The sequence below is a fragment of the Parasegetibacter sp. NRK P23 genome (assembly GCF_023721715.1).
In the GTDB taxonomy this organism is placed as follows: domain Bacteria; phylum Bacteroidota; class Bacteroidia; order Chitinophagales; family Chitinophagaceae; genus Parasegetibacter.
This window is the reverse complement of sequence record NZ_JAMDLG010000001.1, coordinates 386,302-407,802: the sequence shown is the minus strand read 5'-3', so window position 1 is coordinate 407,802 and position 21,501 is coordinate 386,302. Positions and strand designations below refer to the sequence as shown.

17 protein-coding genes and 1 tRNA gene are annotated in these 21,501 nt (G+C 48.5%); 10 read left to right on the top strand and 8 right to left on the bottom strand.

Features of this window, described 5'->3' with window-relative positions:
• Positions 1–2 precede the first annotated feature (2 nt).
• Together M4J38_RS01560 and M4J38_RS01555 are read right to left on the bottom strand one after the other, a co-directional pair.
• Positions 3–1,367: a TolC family protein gene (locus M4J38_RS01560; protein ID WP_251757762.1), complete on the bottom strand. Its 1,365-nt coding sequence runs from the start codon at positions 1,365–1,367 to the stop codon at positions 3–5.
• Positions 1,368–1,408: 41 nt separating this feature from the next.
• Entirely contained in the window at positions 1,409–2,038 is a 630-nt protein-coding gene (locus M4J38_RS01555; protein WP_251757761.1) for a TetR/AcrR family transcriptional regulator, read from the bottom strand.
• Positions 2,039–2,318: 280 nt separating this feature from the next.
• Here M4J38_RS01555 and M4J38_RS01550 point away from each other — a divergent pair, with 280 nt between their 5' ends.
• Entirely contained in the window at positions 2,319–2,918 is a 600-nt protein-coding gene (locus M4J38_RS01550; protein WP_251757760.1) for a TetR/AcrR family transcriptional regulator, read from the top strand.
• Between the two features lie 343 nt (positions 2,919–3,261).
• On the opposite strand, the gene M4J38_RS01545 is transcribed toward M4J38_RS01550, so the two are convergent.
• The 3 genes from M4J38_RS01545 to M4J38_RS01535 all read right to left on the bottom strand — a co-directional run bounded on the left by M4J38_RS01545 (position 3,262) and on the right by M4J38_RS01535 (position 8,163).
• On the bottom strand, positions 3,262–6,294 hold the full coding sequence (locus M4J38_RS01545; RefSeq protein WP_251757759.1) for a DUF2723 domain-containing protein: 3,033 nt from the start codon (positions 6,292–6,294) through the stop codon (positions 3,262–3,264).
• Positions 6,295–6,507: 213 nt separating this feature from the next.
• Positions 6,508–7,332 carry an S-adenosyl-l-methionine hydroxide adenosyltransferase family protein gene (locus tag M4J38_RS01540; RefSeq protein WP_251757758.1) on the bottom strand — a complete coding sequence of 275 codons (825 nt, stop codon included), beginning with the start codon at positions 7,330–7,332 and terminating at the stop codon, positions 6,508–6,510.
• 18 nt (positions 7,333–7,350) lie between these two features.
• Positions 7,351–8,163: an SDR family oxidoreductase gene (locus M4J38_RS01535; RefSeq protein WP_251757757.1), complete on the bottom strand. Its 813-nt coding sequence runs from the start codon at positions 8,161–8,163 to the stop codon at positions 7,351–7,353.
• Positions 8,164–8,326: 163 nt separating this feature from the next.
• On the opposite strand from M4J38_RS01535, the gene M4J38_RS01530 reads away from it, so the two are divergent.
• Positions 8,327–8,402: transfer RNA gene (locus M4J38_RS01530), tRNA-Lys, on the top strand.
• Between the two features lie 382 nt (positions 8,403–8,784).
• Here M4J38_RS01530 and M4J38_RS01525 read toward each other — a convergent pair.
• Entirely contained in the window at positions 8,785–9,636 is an 852-nt protein-coding gene (locus M4J38_RS01525; RefSeq protein ID WP_251757756.1) for a LysR substrate-binding domain-containing protein, read from the bottom strand.
• Between the two features lie 95 nt (positions 9,637–9,731).
• Between M4J38_RS01525 and M4J38_RS01520 the strand changes: the two genes are divergently transcribed.
• The 6 genes from M4J38_RS01520 to M4J38_RS01495 all read left to right on the top strand — a co-directional run bounded on the left by M4J38_RS01520 (position 9,732) and on the right by M4J38_RS01495 (position 16,306).
• Positions 9,732–11,075: a proton-conducting transporter membrane subunit gene (locus M4J38_RS01520; RefSeq protein ID WP_251757755.1), complete on the top strand. Its 1,344-nt coding sequence runs from the start codon at positions 9,732–9,734 to the stop codon at positions 11,073–11,075.
• Between the two features lie 17 nt (positions 11,076–11,092).
• A complete protein-coding gene (locus tag M4J38_RS01515; RefSeq protein WP_251757754.1) occupies positions 11,093–13,315 on the top strand; it encodes a DUF2309 domain-containing protein in 2,223 nt (740 codons plus the stop codon).
• Between the two features lie 108 nt (positions 13,316–13,423).
• The gene (locus M4J38_RS01510; RefSeq protein ID WP_251757753.1) at positions 13,424–13,741 is read left to right on the top strand and encodes a hypothetical protein; all 318 of its coding nucleotides are present in this window, start codon (positions 13,424–13,426) and stop codon (positions 13,739–13,741) included.
• Positions 13,742–14,001: 260 nt separating this feature from the next.
• On the top strand, positions 14,002–14,568 hold the full coding sequence (locus tag M4J38_RS01505) for a Crp/Fnr family transcriptional regulator (RefSeq protein ID WP_251757752.1): 567 nt from the start codon (positions 14,002–14,004) through the stop codon (positions 14,566–14,568).
• 74 nt (positions 14,569–14,642) lie between these two features.
• Positions 14,643–15,383 carry an SDR family NAD(P)-dependent oxidoreductase gene (locus M4J38_RS01500; protein WP_251757751.1) on the top strand — a complete coding sequence of 247 codons (741 nt, stop codon included), beginning with the start codon at positions 14,643–14,645 and terminating at the stop codon, positions 15,381–15,383.
• A 308-nt stretch (positions 15,384–15,691) separates the two neighbouring features.
• Complete coding sequence (locus M4J38_RS01495; RefSeq protein ID WP_251757750.1) at positions 15,692–16,306, top strand: bifunctional 2-polyprenyl-6-hydroxyphenol methylase/3-demethylubiquinol 3-O-methyltransferase UbiG; 615 nt, start codon at positions 15,692–15,694, stop codon at positions 16,304–16,306.
• 31 nt (positions 16,307–16,337) lie between these two features.
• Here the strand turns inward: M4J38_RS01495 and dinB are convergent, their stop codons facing one another.
• Together dinB and M4J38_RS01485 are read right to left on the bottom strand one after the other, a co-directional pair.
• Positions 16,338–17,492, bottom strand: a complete 1,155-nt coding sequence (gene dinB, locus M4J38_RS01490) for a DNA polymerase IV (protein ID WP_251757749.1) — start codon at positions 17,490–17,492, stop codon at positions 16,338–16,340.
• A 9-nt stretch (positions 17,493–17,501) separates the two neighbouring features.
• Entirely contained in the window at positions 17,502–20,462 is a 2,961-nt protein-coding gene (locus M4J38_RS01485) for a DNA polymerase III subunit alpha (RefSeq protein WP_251757748.1), read from the bottom strand.
• Positions 20,463–20,590: 128 nt separating this feature from the next.
• On the opposite strand from M4J38_RS01485, the gene M4J38_RS01480 reads away from it, so the two are divergent.
• Together M4J38_RS01480 and M4J38_RS01475 are read left to right on the top strand one after the other, a co-directional pair.
• Entirely contained in the window at positions 20,591–20,800 is a 210-nt protein-coding gene (locus M4J38_RS01480; protein ID WP_251757747.1) for a hypothetical protein, read from the top strand.
• Between the two features lie 71 nt (positions 20,801–20,871).
• Positions 20,872–21,444: a DUF4136 domain-containing protein gene (locus M4J38_RS01475; protein ID WP_251757746.1), complete on the top strand. Its 573-nt coding sequence runs from the start codon at positions 20,872–20,874 to the stop codon at positions 21,442–21,444.
• Positions 21,445–21,501: the final 57 nt, after the last annotated feature.

Genomic DNA, 21,501 nt, shown 5'->3' with positions numbered 1-21,501 from the left:
TGTTAGTTTAAGAGTGTTTTTAAATTGCCCTGGGCTTTGATGAGTTGGATTTCCGCGAGCCTGTAATCGAGCAGTGCGGTGGAATAATTATTTTGTGCGGTGGTGAGGGAGTTTTCTGCGTCCAGCAGGTCGGTCAGTGGCGCCAGTCCCTGGTTGTAGTTGTTGCGCGTGTTCTGGTACACTTCTTCCGCGAGCGCCACGTTCTCTTTCTGGTTGTTGAGGGTGATGATGCTGTTGGTGAGTTGTGTTTTCGCGTTCTGGAAATTGAGGTCGAGGGAAAGTTCAGTGTCTTTGATGTCCGCTCTTAATTTCTGCACGTCAATATCGGCCTGTCTTACGCGCGACCTGGTAGCGAACCCGTTGAAGATGGGTATTTTCAGGTTCAATCCTACGGAAGCGTAATCGAACCAGTTCACACCCTGGGCGCTGCCTTTTCCGATCGGGAATTTGTTGCCAAGCCCCTGGTAGCCATAGTTTCCGTTCAGGGAGAGGGTGGGGTAGTATTCTGCTTTCACGGCTTCCTTCTGAAACAACAGCAGTTGTTCCTGTTTCTTCAACAGTTTATAGTCCGTAAGATTTTTCACATCCGCCGAAGTTTCCGCCAGTGCGATTTGGGGTTGGATCTTTTCCAGTTGGTCCTGCGGGATGTTGATGGGCATGGCAATGTCCATACCCATATAGAATTTAAGTGCGTTCTCCTGGAGTTGCACCGCGTTCAGCAATTGCTGGCGCTGGGCCTGGAGGTTAGAGATGTTTACTTTGGTACGGTCAAGGTCTATCTTTTTGGCCAGCCCATTGTTATATTGGCCTTCGATCACTTCTTTCACGCGGTTGGTGGTGGCGATGGTGCTGTCGATCACCACAAGTTTCTGGCGTTGCACCAATACCTGGTAATAGCTGTTGGCCACCTGTTCAATCACCTGCTCATCGGTGAGTTGCCCTAGGATCAGGTAGTATTCGCGGGTGGTTTTCGCTGCTTTCAGTCCGGTAAAAACGGATTGGTCAAAGATGTTCTGAGTGAGTGTAACGGCTGCGCCGCTGTTCCATTTCTGACCGAATGCCACGAGGACGGTTTCTCCCGGGCGACCCAGAATTTCACCGGGCAATGCACTCAGTTGCAGAAGTGGGTTGTAAGTAAGCGATCCGGAGCCTGAAATGTTGGGTAGGGCCCTGGCCTTTACTTCATCGATTTTATAAGTGCTGTTTTGTTCGTCGAGACGGGCTTTCTTCGCGGCTGCCTTGTTTTGCAACGCGTGGTCAAGCGCTTCTTTCAACGAAAGCTCTTTTGTATCCTGGGCGCTGGCCGATGCCAGTATGCCCGTCATCGCCAAAATGGGAAGCAGGCGACGCATGGTAAAGCGTTTCATTTGAATGGTTGTTTGGTGAATCATCTGTTTGGTATGTATAATTATCGGGCTATGGCCGTCTGGTGCTGTGCGCTGAGTTCCAGCAGTTCGTCTTCCAGCCTGGGTATGGCTGCCGGCGCGATGATACCGTACAGGAAGAGGTACATGGCCTGGCGGAACACTTCATCTTTGGAATAATCGTTCACGAGTTGGGCCGCGTATTCAAAATCAGTTTGCAGGTGCTGCTGCCAGATGCTCATCACCAGTTCCGGGTGCAGGTTGCCCCGGAACACACCTTCGCTGATGCCGTTTTCCAGTACCCTTTTCACTCTGGTAAGCAGTGTTTTTTCCATTTGCAGCTGGAGCTCCATCCACTGGAAGGGGTAGTGTTTCCGGAGATCGGAAAAATAGACGGGAGAGGTTTTCTTGCAGAACTCCACGACTGCGGCAATGTAACCGAGCAGTGTTTTTAAACTGTTCAGGCGTTGCTCGTCCACTTTTTGCATGGCTGCTTCGTATTCGTCGCTTACCTGCAGGGATACCTGTTCTACCAGGTCCTGCCGGGAAGGGAAGAACCGGTACAGCGTTTTCTTGGATACCCCCAGCCTGTTCGCGAGTTCATCCATGGTGAACTGGTGGATGCCTTTCGAGGTGAAAAGCTGGAAGGTGGTTTGTAATATAACTTGTTCCATGAATTTTCGACCAATTTGGTTTATGGGTCAAAAGTAGTTGCAGTTTTCGACTAATCGAAGATTTTGGTCGAAAAGTTTAGTTAAGGAAATGTGAAAGAATGTTGTGGAATAGATTTTCAAAAGAGAGAAAGAATAGTGAATCAATGCAACTAAATCATAATCAATACAATCTGCTATGAAACGGCTGAAACTAAAAAACTGCCCGGCGTTTCTTTGTTTCCGGCCATTGTGCTCCCACTCATTATTGTATTTTTGTATAGATTGTTAAAACCGACTGAATATGGTGAATAGTCAAATTGAGAAGGATCCCATCCGGGAAGATATATTGAATGGTGCGCATACCCTCTTCCAGCGTTTCGGGTTCAAGAAAACCACCATGGAGGATATTGCCCGCCAGATCGGGAAATCGAAAAGCGCACTGTACTATTATTACAAGACCAAAGAAGAGATTTTTGAAGCGGTTGTACTGCGTGATATGGATTGCCAGCGTGAGGTGGCGTTAAACGCGATCGCGGAAGTGGAGTCGGCGAAAGATAAGTTCTGTTTGTTCTTTACAAGCATTCTTCAGGATGTGCGCCGGAAAGCGAATCAGTTTTCGCTTTTCAGAAATGACTTCTTCGAGAACCCGCATCTTATCATCAATATTGCGAAGCAAAGGGAGGAAGAGGTGTCGGAGCTGATCAAGAATCTGTTGATACTGGGAATAAGCAGGGGGGAAGTAAAGATGATGAGTGCCGCTGAAATGGAAGTGTGGGCCAAAATGGTGAACATCACGATGCGGGCGATAGGAAGTAAGCTTTTCCTGGATGAGGCGTTTGATGATATGGAGGAGCATTTGCCGTTTATGGCGGAGGCGATTTTTTGCGGGGTAGGGAAGTGATGTGTCACGCGAAGACGCAAAGGAGCCCTGCTTCGTTCCTCGCAGCCACACAGCTTTGCAACGCATTGCTTTTTTTCACGCGATTGCTTCGTACCTCGCAACGCAAAGTGGCACTGCTTTGTTCCTCGCAGGCGCAAAGAGCGGTTGAGGTTTGGGGGGTTTATGGGGAGTGGGCAGGTTGTTGCTGGGAGGGATAGTTTCTCGCGACGGCGCTACGACGCAACGGGTTTAGGACTGAAGTGATTTTATCTTAGCTGTACATATGTATTTTAAGAAAATTTGATTTCGATAATGCTTTGAATAGGCAGAAAGAAAAGCCCCTCGGTGTGGAGGGGCTTTCTTGTTATTTGGCACTGTCGTTGGTGATCACCTGGCCACCTTCGGGGGAGGGTGGTTTGGTACCGGCGCTGTACTGTTTTTCCAGTTCATTCTGCATCTGCATCAGTTGTTGAGCGAATTGCATTTCGCGCATCAGGCTCATTTGTTTGGATTCAGGTAAAGCAGAATAATAGCGCATCTGCTGCTCCAGGTCCTTGCGGAGGGAAGCGGATACTTTGGCGGAGAGTTCCTTGTTACCAGCTTTCAGCGCGGCTTCGAGGAAGCGCATACTCACGAGGTTGTGCGGGTATCCGCGAACCGTGCTGGGCATACCGTAGGGCATGTTGGATTCCAGCATCAGGGCGTCTCCTTTGTTCAGTATTTTATTGGCTTCTTCCTTCCGGTTCATATCGGCCAGTTGTCCGCCGAGTTCTGCGTAAGCGAGGCGGATGGTGTTGAGGTGGCGACGGTTCTCTTCATCGAAATATACCCCTGGCTTATCGGCGTTGCCGGAAGTGAACTTGTTCAGCAATTTATCCATCATCCATTCCGTGTTCAGGGTGGTATTGTTGGCTACCGGAACGAGCCTGTAGGTAAGGCCATCTTTCCGGAGGTAATTTCCAAAACCCAGTTCACCGTAAGGAGAAGTGAAGTAGATCGGACGGTCCCACTGGTTCGCGGCGATAATAGCCAGTACCGCAAGGTCATTCTTCATCAGCACATTTCTTTCAGCGGGAATTTCAAAACGCATTTCTGCCATTACCGAATCGTTCGCGTTCACGGTGTTGTTGCCCCGCACTTTATTGATATCAACGGGCACTTTAAACTTCCTTACCGGGAAGAAGTTGATGCGTTCACCGCTCTGTAGTGCCACTTTATAAGTAGGATCATCGCTGGCGATCACGTTCTTCAGGAAATCCTTCAGGTCGAAATAGGCATCCTGTGGCACACCTTGTTTGGCGTTGTACACAATATAGTCGCGGTTCCGTCCCTGTATCTGGTCGGCGGAGAAGATCACGTCAATAGGATTGCTGTTGTTCACTTTGTACCGGAGCTGGTTGATGTACCAGTCGATACCCAGCAAACTATTGTTGATCACCCTTACATCCGGACGGATGCCTTCCACTTCCTGGGCGTACCAGAGGGGGTAGGTGTCGTTGTCGCCGAAGGTGAACAGTATAGCGTTGGGGGCACAGCTTTCGAGGTAGTTGCGTGCCAGGTCGCGGGCGAGTTGTTTTTTGCTCCTGTCGTGGTCATCCCATTCCTGGAAGCCCATCAGCACCGGAACGGCGAGCAGACAAACGAGGGCGGAGGCATAACCTGCGGTGGGCAGGGCTATTTTCCTGGAGAGCCATTCGCGGATCTGCAATACGCCAAGACCTATCCACACGGCGAACGCATAGAAAGAGCCCACGTAAGCATAGTCACGCTCACGGGGTTGGTTACCCGCCTGATTGAGGTACACCACGATGGCGAAACCCGTAAAGAAGAATAGCAGCAGGTTCACGAGAAAATCTTCTTTCCTTTTGCTGTAATGGTAGAACAGGCCGAGCAGTCCCAGTATAAAGGGCAGCATGAACAGTTTGTTGTTGGCCTTATTTTCTTTGAGGGCGTCTGGCATTTTGCTCTGATCGCCCAGCATAGCGTTGTCAACAAAGGGAATACCGGTGATCCAGTTACCGTCTCGGGCATTGCCGAATCCCTGGATATCGTTTTGTTTGCCGGAGAAGTTCCACATGAAATAACGCAGGTACATGAAGTTGTTCTGGTAGCTCACGAACCATTTGATGTTATCTGCCATGGTAGGTTTTTCTCCCTGTTCCAGGTTCAGCCAGTCGCGGTAGAAATCCGCATGACCCTGGTCGTTGCTGGCATCCCAAACACGGGGGAAGAACATTTGGTCCTCTTCCGCGTAAACGGGTTTCACATCCTGGCCAATTTCAATGTATTTGTTCTCGCCTTTGGTGTACTTCATGCCTGTTTCTTTGTACTCAACAGGCGATGCGGTGAACACCTGGCCCTTCACCAGCGGAAAATCCCCATATTGTTCACGACCCAGGTAACCAACGAGGGCATTGGGATTGTCCACGTTGAACATGTCCACACCAGGGTTTGCACTGGAACGGATCATGGTTGTGAGGTACGTGGAGTAGCCGAGGAGCATGAAGGTGAAGCACCAGAGACCGAGGTAAAGAAAGTGGCTCTTTCTTTTTTTCGCAATGCGTAAACCTACGGCAACGAGTATGGTCAACAGCACGAAAAAGAAGGTGAAACCGGAGAAGAAAGGCAGACTGAATCCGTTTACGAACCAGATATCGAACTTTCCGGCCAGCTTAATGGAGTACTGAATCACCACTACCTGTACAAGGCCCGTGATCACACATCCGGCCACAAAAGCCAGGAAGGTGCCCCATCCGGTTGGTTTGTATCGCTTGAAATAATACACCATTACAATGGCGGGAATGGTAAGCAGGTTCAGCAGGTGGACACCAATAGAGAGTCCCATCATGAAGAAGATGAAAATGATCCATTTATCGGCATGGGGATCCTCGTCGGCTGCGTGTTCCCATTTCAGGATGGCCCAGAAAACAAGGGCGGTGAAAAAGGAGGAAAGTGCATACACTTCACCTTCCACGGCACTGTACCAGAAGGAATCGCTGAAAGTATACGCCAGCGCACCTACCACACCTGCGCTCATGATCGCGAAAAGGTTGGCACCGGAAAGTTCTTCCTTCCCACGCTGAACGATTTTCCGTGCGAAATGGGTGATGGTCCAGAACAGGAACAATATGGTGAATCCCGAGGCGATGGCGTTCATCATGTTCACGCCTTTGGCGGCGGTGAGCGGGTCATCGCCGAAGAGCACGATGAATATTCTGCCCAGCAGTACGAACAATGGTGCGCCCGGAGGGTGGGGAATCTGGAGTTTAAAGCAACTGCTCACGAATTCTCCGCAGTCCCAGAGGCTGCCGCCCGCTTCCGCGGTGAGAATGTACACCAAACAGGCGATCAGGCAAACGATCCATCCGGTAAGGTTGTTGACACGGTTAAAGTTCATACGTCTGGTTTATATCCAATTTTGAAAAAGATGGACAAATATATAATAATCAGGCATTGGGCGGGCGTGATTTACGAAGTAAGGATTATTTTAACAAGGAGGTCACACCATCGTTTCCCGGCTCCAATACGCGCCAGGGGAGGGCTTCGGCGGGATACTGTGTTTTTTACGGGAGGTTAATCCGTTTTTTTCTTCCGAAAATCCGGTGAAAACCTATTCAAAATAAATCCTGACGGTCTGGTAAAACAGCCTGTTCTGCAAATAGGCGGTATTGCCTGCCTGCTCGGAGAAGCCCTGCAAACCGAACAGTCCGGCGGCGTTCCCCTTGTTGATCGCGATCTCAAGATAATCTGACGCATTAAAAAGCGCCAGTTTTTCACTTTCAGGCACATCGGCATAGGTATGACTGATTCGGTCAATCACTTCATCGCGTTTAAAAACGATCTTGAAGGAGCGGCCCTGACGGGCTGCTTCGAACTGGGGACGGGTGATGTTCACCACCACATTCTCGAAATGATCGATGAAAATGATCTGTCCTTCCAGGAAATTGTTACCGCTTACTGGCCGTATGGGCAGTTTTTCCACGATGTTCACGCGCGGGTCGCCGATGTCTTCCAGTGCGGCCCCGTTGTTGAGTTGCGCGATGGCTTTTCCGATTACGTCGGTGAGGTGCAGGGTATGAGGAGGTATATCCTGGGGAATGGGTATGGCCACCACTTCTTCCGGTTTCTCTTCCAGGATCATGGTGAGCAGGCCATTGTCGGCACAAGCGATGTACTGCTGTTGGTGCAGCGCGAGCAATATATGTCTGGGCGGCGCATCGAACAGGTTTACCAGCACGATATGGTAGCTGCCCTCCGGGAAATTGCGGATGGCGTTCCGGCATACATAAGCGGCCTGGGGGTAATTGAAGGGGGGCAATTCATGCGTGATGTCCACCAGTTGAAAGGCCGGGTTTATCCGCAGCAGCCGTCCTTTGATGGCGCCTGGCAGGTAATCCTGCCTTCCGATGTCCGAGGTAAGGGTGATAATTGCCATCCGTGCCGGGTTGCGGTTTTATTTGGTGAGAACGCCATTTTTAAAATAGAACCTTTTCACCAGTTTGTCGGTAAGTGCCGGGAAGAATTTATTGAGAAAGATGGTTTGTTTACCCTGGAAGGTGAGTACCAGCGTACGTTTTTTCTTCTCCACCGCTTTCAGGATATGCTGTGCGCATTCTTCGGAAGTCATCAGTTGTTTTTCATCGAGCGGACTTTCACCCTGTGTTTCTCCTTTCTGCGTGAGCGCCGCGTTCCTGATATTGGAAGCGGTGAACCCGGGGCATACCCACATTACATGCACGCCTTCGTCCATCAATTCTGTTTTGATGGATTCGAGCCAGCCCTGCAGCGCGAATTTGGAAGCGGAGTAGCCCGATCTTCCCGGAAGCCCCCTGTAACCAGCGATGGAAGACACGCCTACGATGGTTCCTTTTGCCGCGATGAGGTGGGGGAGCGCGTGTTTGGTGGTGTACACCGTTCCGAAGAAGTTGATGTCCATCACTTTTTTGATCACCTCCGCGTCCATGTCTTTCAGCATCGCGCGCATGGAGATGCCTGCGTTGTTGATGAGTATGTCTATTCTTCCGAATACCTTAATGGTGGTTTCGATGAACCTTTTGCAATCTGTTTCCGAAGCCACATCGGCCACCATGGTATGCAGTGGTTTGCCGGCGTAGCTTTTTTCGAGCTGATACAATTTATCGTGGTTCCTTCCGCAGGTGGCCACTTTGGCGCCCAGGGGCAGGAGCAGGTCTATCAGGGCTTTCCCGATACCATCGCTTCCGCCTGTGACAACAACAACTTTATTGGAGAAATAGGATTGCATCATCTGCTTTCGTTAATAAGCCGCAAACTTACCTCAAATGCTGCAAATGATTCATTCTCAAAAAATCAGAAAAAAAATTCTCAAAAAATTTGGGTGCAAATAATTAATTCCTATTTTTGCACTCCCAATTACGGAACAGCACGGTAGCTGAGAAGTAAAAAAGGATGAACTCGTAGCTCAGTTGGTAGAGCAATACACTTTTAATGTATGGGCCCTGGGTTCGAGTCCCAGCGGGTTCACCAGAGAAAAGGTCTTCGAAAGAAGGCCTTTTTTGTTTTGCGGTTCTTCAAGTTAAAAACACAGCGGCGAATTTTTACGGATCATACTGTTTAGCTGTACACTTAATGCCCAGATAGTTTTATGAATTGTTCCTTATCTGTACATCAAACAAGGACTAATTCACATAATAAATACCCTCGTCCAATTTTCTGCTTCATCAAAAGATTCAGGTTTACCAATTCTTCCCAATAGTTTACTGCTGTTCCTCTGCTGACCTGCAGATCATTCATGATGTAGTGAATATTCTCTTTGTAGTGTTACATTCCTTCTGAATTGCGATTACGGTATTGATATTCTTCGCACTGTTACAGCAATGATAATTCAGCCCACTTTTTATGTTTTCCCCTACGGATTCAACCGCTCCACCACAAACTTTTCAAAAGAGTTCACCACCAGGTTTTTATTGTGGTGCTTCAATAACGATATATGCGTATCATCCAGGTTAGGGAGTTGTTTTTTTGCCCGGATAATGTGTAAATCTTCAGGCACCATATTGCGGGGAAGTACGGTAATGCCCATGCCGGCCTTTACGGCGGCAACGGTTCCGGCATAACTATGGCTCGAAAAAACGATGCGCCATTTGCGGTTTATCTTTTCCAGCGCCTGTATCGCCCTCGCCCTGTAAACACAGGGTTGCGGTGAGAGCACCAAAGGCACCTGTTGCGTTTCATCAAAATCAGCGAGGTTTTTATTGCCTACCCATTCCAGCGCTTCCGACCATACATCCATTCCATTGGGAAAATCCTCGGGCTTGCTCATCTTTACGAGCACAAGATCAAATTCTTTTTTCCTGAACCTGGAAAATAGGTTCAGCGTTAAATCACATTCCACATTCAGCATAACGCGGGGATGAAGGGACGCGAATTCGGTAAGCACTTCAGATAAAAAAACGCTGGCGAAATCTTCCGGTAAACCAAACCTTACTTCACCCTGAAGCTCAGGATGTATAAACCGATCCATCGCTTCACGGTTTAACTGCACGATTTTTTTTGCGTAAGTAAGCAGTAACTCACCTTCAGGTGTAAGCGAAAAATGACGGGCTCTTATAAACACAGGTTTTCCTATCATTCCCTCCAGCTTGGCGATTTGCTGGCTCACGGCAGATTGGGTACGCGATACCTTGCCGGCCGCACGGGTAAAGCTTCCGGTTTCCGCCACCGCGATGAAACATTCCAAGGTTAAGGCATCAAATAGCATTATTAGAAAATCTTATTTTAGGTATTAGAATTAGTCGTTTTTCTTATATACAAACATAGGATAGTTTTGCCCCCATCGAAATTAAAATCTTAAAAATGGAGCAAAAAATGACTGGTTTTCCGGCACTGTTTTATGTTGACGCCCTTAGTTTGGTCATCATCGCACTGGTGACTTTTGTAGCACTATCCATCGGATCCTACGCGTCCAGGTACTTGGAAGGAGACAGCAGGCAGCGTTCTTTTTTTGCAAACCTGGTCATGCTGGTAGCCTCGGTTTATCTGATGCTGTGCGCCGATCATTTGCTGTTGTTCCTGGCTTCCTGGGGTACCAGCAACCTGCTGCTTACCCGGCTTATGCTACACAAGCGCCGGTGGGAAGCGGCAAGACAATCTTCTCTACTGGCGGCTAAAAATTTTGGATTAGGGTTCTTTTTCCTGGGAACCGCCGCCCTCATTTTGTATAACGTTACGGGACAAACGTCAATACAATCGATCCTTACTCAATCCATAGGCTCCCAATGGACCATTATAACCGGTTCACTTTTATTACTGGCAGCTATGACGCAATCGGCTTTGTGGCCCTTCCACCGCTGGCTCACCAGTTCACTGAATTCACCTACGCCTGTTTCAGCCATCATGCACGCCGGGCTGGTAAATGGCGGTGGATTTTTGCTGGCGCGCTTCGCTCCCTTATTGGCAGGTGAGGCGGTTTTAATGCCTATCATTTTCGCAACAGGCATCGCCACCGCTTTGCTGGGCACGCTCTGGAAACTGATGCAAAGTGATATCAAACGGATGCTGGCCTGCTCAACAATGGGACAGATGGGGTTCATGATCGTTCAGTGCGGACTTGGTTTGTTTCCCGCAGCCATCGCCCACCTTTGCTGGCACGGACTGTTTAAAGCTTACCTGTTCCTTGCTTCCGGATCAGCCGCGCAGGAAAAAAGACTGGACCTCGACTATCCACCTTCCCTGAAACAATTTTTACCGGCACTGGTCTGTGGCGCATTAGCGGCCGGCACTTTTTCCTTAACGATCGGGGAGCGGATAAGTCTGGCAGATACAACGCTGTTCCTGGTATTGCTTCCTTTGATTGCAGGAACGCAGTTCGCATTGCCTATCCTCCGCGGCCGCCAAAAGCTAAGGCTTCCGTTGGCCATCGTTGCGTCAGCGCTCATTGGTTGCTGTTATGGTTTTAGTGTACACCTTATCGGGCAGGTGCTTGCGCCCCTGAATATAGCCGTTCCTCAGGAACTGAATCCTTTGCACTTCATTGGCGCGGTACTGCTTGTAGCATCATGGCTGGCGATGCTGTTCATCCATCCCGCCAGGTGGAAATCTTATCCCGGCTGGCTCCTCAAAAAATATGTTCAAATGCTCAATGCGAGCCAGCCTCATCCCAAAACAATTACCGCTGAACGCAACAAATATCAGTTCTGAAAATCAAAAACAACATCATGCTACAACAAGAGTTAATGGAAAAACCGGTAAGGATCAGGGCATCGGAAAATGTACATCCCCTTGAAACGGTGATCTTGCGAAGCTGGTCGAAAATCGCGCCTTTCTGGCCGTTGAAAAATCTTATCGCCGTGAACCCGGTTGAAACACTAAGGTTTGAAGATGCATTAAAGGAGGCGAATGTCTATTTTCAGCAAGGGGAAATGCCGGAAGAGATGCAAGGTGTTAACCGTGAAAGTATAAAATGGCTGCAGGTATTTTTCGACCAGGGGCAATCCACCATACAAATGCCACTCCGGAAAGAAGGACTCCTTAAAAGTACCTTATCATTGATCCGTTTTGATGAAAGACTCCATGGTAACGATAAACAAAAGCTATACTGGTTAACGAACCTGCCGGTAACCCCGAAGGCGGTAATCACCGAAACCCTGGCTTATCTTGGAATTGGCACCGCCGGGCAGGAACAGTTTCTGACACTGCTGCTGACTACTTTACCCGGATGGGCTGCCTATATACAATACCGCACGAACTGGGCCGACGGGGAAGATGCAGGATGCGCCCATACGGTTACGCAAGCGGAATACCTCGCTTTCAGGTTGGTACTGACCTGTTTGCTCTGGCCGGAGGCTAAGGCCCTGCTCCAATGGCACCGTCATGCCTTGGATAAAGCAGATGTTACCGGTACTTATCAAACCATTACGCGGAACGAAACCCATTACCGTAACGGCCTGCTTCAACAACTCTCGTGCGCGCCGCCACCAGAAAAGAGCGAACGGCCTGACGCGCAGCTGGTATTTTGTATCGATGTGCGTTCTGAACCTTTCAGACGTGCGCTGGAAGCGCAGGGTAACTATGAAACTTATGGGTTTGCCGGATTCTTCGGCCTGCCCGTATCGGTCGGAAACGCCGTAACCGGTGAGGCCCACGCTTCCTGCCCGGTATTGCTGAAGCCCGCTTACCATATCGAAGAAAAGCCGAACTGTTCCCATGATTCATGCGAGGAAGGACACCATCGGATGCAGGGGTTGAAGAAACTCTACCAATCACTCAAATACACATTCACCGCGCCTTTCAGCCTTGTGGAAGCAATGGGGTTAGCCAGTGGGGTGTCAATGGCAGTCCGGAGCTTTTCTCCCTCAGGCGCGGATTCACTTGCAAAGGTGTTGAAGCAGTCGATTACGCCTTCTTATGCACTGGAGCCCGACATCAACCCGATACCCTTCGCCCAACAGGTGTCGTTCGCGGCGGGTGCGTTAAAGATGATCGGACTTACGGAGCGCTTCGCGCCATTGGTGGTTTTTTGCGGGCATGGAAGTACTACGGAAAACAATGCGCACGCTACTGCTCTTGATTGTGGCGCCTGCGGCGGACGGCATGGCGCTCCCAACGCACGTATCCTCGCGCGCATCCTGAACAATGAAAAGGTGAGAAACGAATTGAGAAATCAGGGTATAGATATCCCCGATGATACAACCTTCCTGGCCGCGGCCCACAATACCACCACCGATCAGGTGGAGCTGTTCGGGGAGCATGCACACAATCAGCGCTCTGAAAAGCTGCGGGCGCTGAAAAAAGACCTTGAAACCGCACGGGCTGAAAACTGTCTTTGGCGCTGTCGGGAAATGGGGGTCAGCACAACGGCGGATCATGCGCGGAAATTTACGGCTTTGCGTGCCAAAGACTGGGCCCAGGTGCGCCCTGAATGGGGACTGGCCAGAAATGCGGCCTTCATAGCCGGACCAAGATGGCTCACAAAAGACGCCAACCTGGAAGGACGTGTTTTCCTGCATGCCTACGATTGGGAAAAAGACGAAAGCGGTGCACTTCTTACCAACATTCTTACTGCACCGGTAGTGGTGGCGCAGTGGATCAACGCGCAGTACCTGTTTTCTACCTTAGACAATGTGGCTTTTGGCGGCGGCAGTAAAATAACCATGAATATAGCGGGTAAGATCGGTGTGATGCAGGGCAATGCAAGCGACCTGATGCATGGGCTTCCGCTGCAGTCCGTTTTTAAATCGGATAAGGAGCCTTATCATGAGCCGGTTCGACTAACCGTACTAGTATACGCGCCTGCATCCAGGATTGAAAACATCGTTAAGGAACATGATATACTGAAGAAACTGTTCGGCAACGGCTGGGTACACCTCGTTTGCCTGGATCCACAAACCAGGGATAAATACCAGCTTACACGAGAATTTTCATGGGAACTCATCGGGTAAGTTGATGCAAGCCGGGCTTTCCACGAATTGCATCGTCAGCATAAGTGTTCGGTGCATTGTTGTGAAAAAACTATACAATAAATCTATTCATCCATAACAATTCAATTCATGAAACAAGAAGAAGTAACCTTGAGCAAACAAAAAGCCGTAAAGTATCCGGATGGTAAGTTCAACCTCCTGAATGGGGTTTTTACAGGAACAGAAGCGAAGGAAATCCTTGTCACCTTATTCAGTGATAAGATACGTTTTCACAGCCTGAATAATTTCAGTCACGAAGAGCGTTTTGGTGAGCCCGATCCCCATGCCTGGGAACGCATACCAGTTTTGAGAAAGACCCTGGAAGAAGTATTGAGCCTGCTGGGTGAAACAGCGGAGGAGCGGAAATTTGAAGTATATGCGGATATAAAAGTTAAGGCGGTGGATTAGCTGATGGGGATGACTGCTGTTTTTCACTAAAAAAGAAGGCGAAAAAACGCATGGGTAAAATATTTTACCATTTGGTAAATTACAGCGCTGTTTTAGTTCCGAATTTTGCGGTGGAGGCTAAAAGTATTATTGGAGGGCCTTTTCATCACAACGGAACTTTCAGCGTGGATGAAACCACAATAGACCTGATGGCCAGGCTGGAAATCAGTCACTGAACCAGCGTTGCGCATTTCAACAAACATACTATCAATGCTGTGTTCATGGAAGAACTGATTCAATACATCCTGAAATTCGGAAATCTCAACAAGCAACAGATTGAACTGGTTACAGAGAAAGGGAAGCCCCTCAGTCTGAAAAAAGACGACTATTTTTCCGAAGCCGGAAAAATTCCCAGACAGGTTGGATTCGTTATAAACGGCGTGATCCGTGGCTGCTACTATAACAATAAGGGTGAAGAAATCACCCGTTGTTTTATCTCGGAAAACAGCCTGGTATGTGATTATGTGAACTTTGAAGGAAACACTAGTTCCGCTGAGTACCTTCAGGCTGTTACAGATTGTGATCTTATTGTTTTCTCCAAAAACGACTGGGAAGAATTGTCGCATATCATCGTAGGCTGGGACAATATTAAAAATAAAATGGTGCAGTTGTGCATGTACCAGAAATCCAGGAAAGGACCCGTAATATCGGAAGATGCCACCACCAGGTATTTAGCGTTCCTTGAAAATTATCCCACCATCATCAATCGGGTTCCATTGGCTTATATCGCTTCCTATCTTGGTGTTACACAACAATCACTGAGCCGGATACGCAAGAACATCCGGTGATTTACTTTTTACCATTTGGTAAATGACGACATTTTTGAATGCTGGAATTTTGTAGTGAATCAAAGAACAATAATATGAAAACAGCATTCATTACAGGAGCAAACAAAGGTATTGGCTTTGAAACCGCAAGGCAACTTTTACAGAAAGGGTTCAGGGTGTTTATCGGAAGCAGGAACCTGGAAAACGGGTTGAAAGCGGTCGATAAATTTAAAGAAGAAGGCTTAACCGATGTGGAGGCCATACCATTAGATGTTACCGACAACCAATCTATTCAAGGCGCCCGTGCTGCAATCGGAAAAAGGATCGATGCATTGGATGTGCTGATTAACAACGCGGGCATAAATGGAGGAACCGCCCCGTACACCGTGCTGGAGGCCAACTCGGACGAATACCTCAATGCGCTTAAAACTAATATTGTTGGGGTGGCGAATGTTACGCAGGCGTTCATGGACCTCTTACGAAATGCCGCGGTACCAAGAATCGTAAATGTAAGCACCAGCGTCGGCTCCCTTTCTTTGCAAAGCAATCCGGAATGGCCCGCTTACAATTTTGCCAAATACGGGGTTTACGCTATATCGAAAGCGGCGTTGAATATGTACACCGTACAATTGGCGTATGAGTTGCGCGACACGGATTTTAAAGTGAATGCCGTTTGTCCGGGCCTTACAAAGACCGACTTTACTTTCTTTAATGGCGGCGAAGTAAGCGTAGCAGCGAACAGGGTGATTAAATACGCATTGATAGACAAAGACGGACCTACAGGTAAATTTTTCAGCGAAGAAACCAATCCTGAAACAGGAGAGATTCCCTGGTAAAACGCATTCATCTGCTATTGAAAAGGAGGTTAACGCACCAACCTCCTTTCATTTGCGTAGCTTAATTTTTATTAACGTAGTTCATCCGCATGCATTTTAGTAGATTTTAAGGCTTTCTGTTCTTTTCAAAATAGATTACCAGTGATGGTTCATTGTTTTATGAACTAAAGAACTTGTCTATCTTCACCTCCATATTTTGAAAGACAATCACCACTATGTACTAACCAAAAAGCAGAAAGAGCTGATAGAATGGTTTGGTGTCCTGAATGATTTTTTGTGAATGAATTTCTTAGAAAAAATAGAATAACATGGCAGAATTTTGGGAAGAAGCGTTTAAAGACAAGCAGGAAATGTGGGGGCTTTCGCCTGCGCAATCGGCTTTGCTGGCCGCTGAAGTGTTTGCTGATAAAGGGTTTAAAAAAGTATTGATTCCAGGAATGGGCTACGGCAGAAACGCGCAGGTTTTCCTTGATAAAGGAATGGAAGTTTCGGGTATTGAAATATCAGAGACCGCCATAGCGTTGGCGCAAAAGCACTATGGCGACAAAATGAAGATTTACCACGGATCTGTAACAGCTATGCCTTTTGACAATGAACGCTATGAAGGTATCTTCAGCCATGCTTTGATTCATCTGCTGGATGAAAAAGACAGAGCCGGGTTTATTAAAAAGTGCTACGATCAGTTGTCTGATAATGGGTGTATGATTTTTACGGCGATATCGAAGAAATCTCCAACGTACGGGCAGGGTACTCTTCTGAGTAAAGATCAATACGAGCAGTTCGGGGGTGTCAGGATATTTTTTTATGATGAGGCTTCCGTTCAGCAGGAGTTTGGCGCATTCGGACTGGCAGAGATCACCGAAGTCGCCGAAAATCATCCGATGTATATGATTACTTGTTTTAAGAAAGGCAACGATACTTAGGCGTTAAACAATAGTCAGCATCGTTCTTCACTTATCTTGCGGAAGCACCCCTTGTGAGATAGTCCACGCCATACTTCATCTTGATTCCATCGATCGCCTGGTATAGCCTGATCATTTCCTGGGTATCATCGAACAGGTTGATCTGGTAGTTGCCCGGTACAAGTTCGGTAAAGCGTACCCCTATGAGCCTTACAAGCAAACGTTTATCGTAGAGTTTATAAAACAATTCCTTCACCCGTTTGATCAGCAGGTGATCCGACGCGGTGAAGGGAATAGCAGATTGCCTTGTAACCGTATCGAAATTGGAGTAGCGTATTTTAACCGTGATACAACCCGTAAGTTTGTTTTGCTCCCTGAGCTGGTGCCCGATGGATTCCGTCATTCGGATGAGTTCAGTTTCCAGGAAGCGCATATCGGTGGTATCGGTATGAAAGGTGTTTTCGGTAGAGATGGATTTTTGTTCCCGGTAGGGAACCACCGGCGTATCATCGATACCGTTCGCTCTTTTCCAGAGTTCCGTGCCGGATTTTCCGAGCAGGTTGTGCAACATTTCGATGGGGATCTGGCTGAGGGTATGTATCGTTTCCACGCCCATCTGTACCAGAAGGCGGGTGGTCTCTTTGCCCACACCGGGAATTTTATTCACCCTGAGCGGCGCCAGGAAGGGTTTCTCGTTTCCCGGAGGTACCTCAAGTTGCCCGTTGGGCTTTATTTCGTTGGTGGCCACTTTGCTGATGAGTTTGTTGCTTGCTAGTCCGTAGGAGATGGAAAGTCCAGACTCCTTGATGATCTGCATCCTCAGTTCATCCGTATATTTTTTGCAGCCGAAGAACTTGTCCATTCCCGTTAGATCAATGTAAAATTCATCGATACTTGCTTTTTCAAAGAGCGGCACTTTCGATGCGATGATGTTGGTGATATCACGCGAGTGCTGGCTATAGCTTTCCATATCGCCTTTGATGATAATGGCTTCGGGGCAGAGTCTTTTAGCCAGCTTCATCGGCATGGCGGAGTGGATACCGAATTTCCGGGTTTCGTAACTGCATGCGGCCACTACGGCCCGGTCGCTGCTTCCGCCTACCAGTACGGGTTTGCCCACGAGTTTGCTGTTCTTTTTGCATTCCACGGCCACAAAAAAAGCATCGAGGTCGAAATGGGCGATATGTCTGTTTTCCTGCAGGAACATACGAAGAACTTACAACGCGGCAACCGCTGTTTTTTTTAAGCCGGCTTTTTCCATGTGCTGCACTTCCAGTACCCAGTTGCCCAGGTCGTTCACTACTTTCCCGGTGATGCGGTAGAAACCTTTACCGTTTATCGGGTATTGGCGCAGGTTGTCGGGAAAGTGTACGGTATCGATCCAGTCGAGTTTGTCATCCATGAAGGTGCCGAAACTCATTCTTTCGTTCTTTATGGTGCTGATGTTCTTTACGGTGATCAGGTAGCCGAGCATGGTGATGGTTTGTCCCGGGTGCTTTTCCATATCGCGTGCGGAAACGAAGTGGGCCGGGTTTTCTTCCGTGAGTGGGAAAGGAGAGTGCAACGGGAACCCGAGCAACTCTACCTGGTCGAAAATATCTTCCAGCGCATCGGTCCGGAAAGCGGGGAGTTGAAAAGTCGTTGGCTCTTCCCTGAATAGCGATTGAGAAGAAGGGATATGGTTCCTGTTCTTTTTTTGCAGAAAATTGGCCTCCCACAACAATTGTTTTTTATTCTTTCCTGTAAACCTGAACGCGTTGAGGCGTATGAGCAAATTCAGTTGCTCCAGCGGCGGGGCCACCCGTTCAATGAAATCCTGCAAATGCAGGAACCTTCCCCACCGACTTCGTTCTTCCAAAATTTTCTCCACCAGTTTCTCTTCCAGCGATTTAACATGAATGAACCCAGTGTACACATCATTCCCGGTGATGCGGGTGTACACATGGCTCTCGTTGATGCAGGGCGGATGTATCGCGGCGCCGGTTTTGTGCAGTTCATAGAAATACAGTTCCCTGGAATAAAAGCCCCCGAAATTGTTGATGACCGCTACCATGAACTCTTTCGGGTAATATGTTTTCAGGTAAAGACTTTGATAACTTTCCACCGCGAAGGATGCAGAGTGTGCTTTGGAGAAGCTGTACCCGCCGAAGGATTCTATCTGCCGCCATATTTCGGCCGTGGCTTCCTCTTCCCGCCCCAGTGCCCGGCAATTGGAAAAGAACTGTGCTTTGATGCGGAGCATCTCTTTGTTCCCGCGGTATTTTCCGCTCATGGCGCGGCGCAATACATCGGCATCGGCCATGTCCATTCCCGCGAAATGGTGTGCTACTTTAATCACATCTTCCTGGTACACCATCACTCCGAATGTGTCTTCCAGCAATTCCTGCATTACGGGATGTTCGTACCGTACCTTATTGCGGTCGTGGAACCGCTCCACATAAGCGCGCATCATGCCGCTGCTGGCGACTCCGGGCCGTATAATGGAGCTGGCTGCCACCAGCGTAAGGTATTCGCTGCAACGTAGTTTCTGTAAGAGTTGCCGCATGCCAGGGCTTTCAATGTAAAAGCATCCTATGGTATGCGCGTTTCTCAGGTTTTTCCTGACTGCCGCATCGCTTTTGAATTTCTCCACATCGTGGATGTTGATGTTCACCTGCCTGTTCTCCCGGATGTATTTCAAGGCGTCTCTGATATGGCCCAGTCCGCGTTGGCTGAGAATGTCCAGCTTGATCAGGTTGATGTCTTCCGCCACGTGCATATCTATCTGCGCGGTAGGAAATCCTTTGGGTGGGAGATCGGTGGTGGCGTACCGGGCGATCGGCGCTTCTGAGATCAGTATGCCGCCCGGATGGATGGAGAGGTGGTTCGGGAAATCCTTCATCAGTTTCGCATATCGTATAATATCCCTTTTAATGGCGTCATCCGGAGGCCCGCCTTCAGACAACTGGTCAATTTCTTCTTTCGGCAATCCGAATACCTTCCCCAGTTCCCTGATTAATGCGCTGGGTTGAAACGTGGCATACATACCAAGCAGGGCAACATAATCCTTTCCATATTTATCAAAAACATAAGCGATGATATCATCCCTGTCGGTCCAGGAAAAATCGATATCAAAATCGGGTGGGGCGGTCCGTTGCGGATTCAGGAACCGTTCAAAATAGAGGTTCAGTTCAATAGGATCCACCTCGGTGATGTACAGGCAATAAGCAACGATGGAATTGGCGCCGCTTCCTCTTCCCACATAATAATAACCTTTGCGCTGCGCGTACCGGATAATGTCCCAGGTAATCATGAAGTACGCGTTGAACCCAAGCTTATTGATGATGGCGAGCTCTTTGTCTACACGTTGTACCGCTTCTTCGTACCTGGTGCTGTTGCCATACCTTTCCCGGCATCCTTCGTGGGCCAGTTTTGCCAGGTGCTGCCGGTCGGCTTCTTTGGTGGGGTTAAAACTCGCCTTTGTTTTATCCGTTCTGAAATCCATTTCCACGGTACAGGCGTTCATTAGTTCATAGGTATTCGTCACCAATCCGGGATAATGTTTGAACAATTCCCGGAGCGTTTCCACGTCAAGAAATGTTTCGTGTTCCCCGGCTATACTATCGGGGGATAACCTGGACAACAACGTATTCTCATCAATGGCCCGTAGCAAACGGTGCATGGCATATTGTTGCGCATTCCTGAAAGTAACGGGTTGACGCACCACGAATTTGTGCCCGTACAGCTCCATGTTTACGCCATACAATCTGGTGAGTTCCGCCGGCTGTACGCCTATGTATTCATTTTTTTCCAGCAGGGCAGGGCTTTTCGCACCGGGTGGATAAACAATGAACCCATCTTCCTTTCTATCAAATACGATATGTGCGCCCGCGTTTTCAGGAAAAAGCCTTTTCTCCTGTAAGTGGGCGGACAGAAACCGGTGTATCGCCTCCAATCCGTCGTTGTTGGCCGCAAGCAACAGGTAGAGGAATTTGTTGCCGTTCCTGATTTCCACGCCGGCTATGGGGCGGATGTTTTTGGCTTTACAAAGCGCCACGAAAGTCCACAGATCGCAGGTACTGTTGATATTCGTCAGCGCCAGGGCATCAACCCCTGCTTCAGCGGCCGCGTCCACAAGTTCCTCAGTCTGAAGGGTTCCGTACCGGAAACTGAACCAGGTTTTACAGTTGATGTACATGAGCTTTGTTATTTTCTTCAGCTAAATTATGGATTACTAAAAAATTTAGCAAAATTATTTTCACCGTTTTTTCACCTATGCGGGTGGCCTGTGTTTTGCAGTTTTACTTCATCACCAAACTGTCAGTTATGGAACCGTTAAAACTTGCGATGCCGTGGCACGATGTAAAAGAGAAGATCAAAGAGAATGATTACCGCATTACTGATGAGGACCTGGTGTATGAACCGGGGCAGGAGGCCGCTTTGTTTGAACGGTTGCGGAAGAAAATGAACCGGAACGATGAGGAGTTGCGGATGTATATCGAAAGCATATCCGCGAATACCACCAAAGCGGGATAGTATTTATTTTTCACTTTTTCTTAGCGTCCGGCGGCACGATTTTGTCGTTTAATACATAAAAAGGAGGCGTTATGAAAACGATAATGAAGTGGTGGGCCGGATACCTGGCGCTCTTCTTCACTATTACAGGCTGTACATCGAAAGTGTACGTGGAAAAAGATGATACCGCGGATTTCGGACGTTACAAAACGTTCGCCTGGGTGGAAAAAGAGGGTCACGGAAAACAAACGATTCAGGAACAGAAAATAAGATCGGCCGTAACCACGGAACTGGAGCGTACGGTAGGCTGGAAGGAATCGAAAAAGAGACCGGATGTATTGTTGAGCTATGATGTGCTGGTAGAAAGATCGGTGCGCCAGAATTCGGACCCGGTGTATTCAAGACCTTTTGTGCGCACGTTCTACAATCCTTATTCACGGCGACTTTTCAACGTGTATTATCCCTCCCGGTTTATGGGCATAGATAACTACGATGTGCCCGTTAAAGAAGGTACCATTACGGTAACCCTTACCGACGCCCGCTCGGAAAAAGCCGTATGGCAGGGATGGACGACGAACGAGGTAAACAACAGGAATCTTACATCTAAAGAAATACAGTCGGCTGTGCGTGCGATTTTCAGGAAGTTCGACGTGGCGAAAAGGTAAAGCAGCCGCTGGTGTTGAGGTGTAATAGCAATGGCGCATTGGAAACGATGCGCCATT

Coding starts and splice junctions, on each gene's coding strand:
- M4J38_RS01560 (WP_251757762.1), bottom strand. CDS start 1,367: ATGAAACGCTTTACCATGCGTCGCCTGCTTCCCATTTTGGCGATGACG.
- M4J38_RS01555 (WP_251757761.1), bottom strand. CDS start 2,038: ATGGAACAAGTTATATTACAAACCACCTTCCAGCTTTTCACCTCGAAA.
- M4J38_RS01550 (WP_251757760.1), top strand. CDS start 2,319: ATGGTGAATAGTCAAATTGAGAAGGATCCCATCCGGGAAGATATATTG.
- M4J38_RS01545 (WP_251757759.1), bottom strand. CDS start 6,294: ATGAACTTTAACCGTGTCAACAACCTTACCGGATGGATCGTTTGCCTG.
- M4J38_RS01540 (WP_251757758.1), bottom strand. CDS start 7,332: ATGGCAATTATCACCCTTACCTCGGACATCGGAAGGCAGGATTACCTG.
- M4J38_RS01535 (WP_251757757.1), bottom strand. CDS start 8,163: ATGATGCAATCCTATTTCTCCAATAAAGTTGTTGTTGTCACAGGCGGA.
- M4J38_RS01525 (WP_251757756.1), bottom strand. CDS start 9,636: ATGCTATTTGATGCCTTAACCTTGGAATGTTTCATCGCGGTGGCGGAA.
- M4J38_RS01520 (WP_251757755.1), top strand. CDS start 9,732: ATGGAGCAAAAAATGACTGGTTTTCCGGCACTGTTTTATGTTGACGCC.
- M4J38_RS01515 (WP_251757754.1), top strand. CDS start 11,093: ATGCTACAACAAGAGTTAATGGAAAAACCGGTAAGGATCAGGGCATCG.
- M4J38_RS01510 (WP_251757753.1), top strand. CDS start 13,424: ATGAAACAAGAAGAAGTAACCTTGAGCAAACAAAAAGCCGTAAAGTAT.
- M4J38_RS01505 (WP_251757752.1), top strand. CDS start 14,002: ATGGAAGAACTGATTCAATACATCCTGAAATTCGGAAATCTCAACAAG.
- M4J38_RS01500 (WP_251757751.1), top strand. CDS start 14,643: ATGAAAACAGCATTCATTACAGGAGCAAACAAAGGTATTGGCTTTGAA.
- M4J38_RS01495 (WP_251757750.1), top strand. CDS start 15,692: ATGGCAGAATTTTGGGAAGAAGCGTTTAAAGACAAGCAGGAAATGTGG.
- dinB (WP_251757749.1), bottom strand. CDS start 17,492: ATGTTCCTGCAGGAAAACAGACATATCGCCCATTTCGACCTCGATGCT.
- M4J38_RS01485 (WP_251757748.1), bottom strand. CDS start 20,462: ATGTACATCAACTGTAAAACCTGGTTCAGTTTCCGGTACGGAACCCTT.
- M4J38_RS01480 (WP_251757747.1), top strand. CDS start 20,591: ATGGAACCGTTAAAACTTGCGATGCCGTGGCACGATGTAAAAGAGAAG.
- M4J38_RS01475 (WP_251757746.1), top strand. CDS start 20,872: ATGAAAACGATAATGAAGTGGTGGGCCGGATACCTGGCGCTCTTCTTC.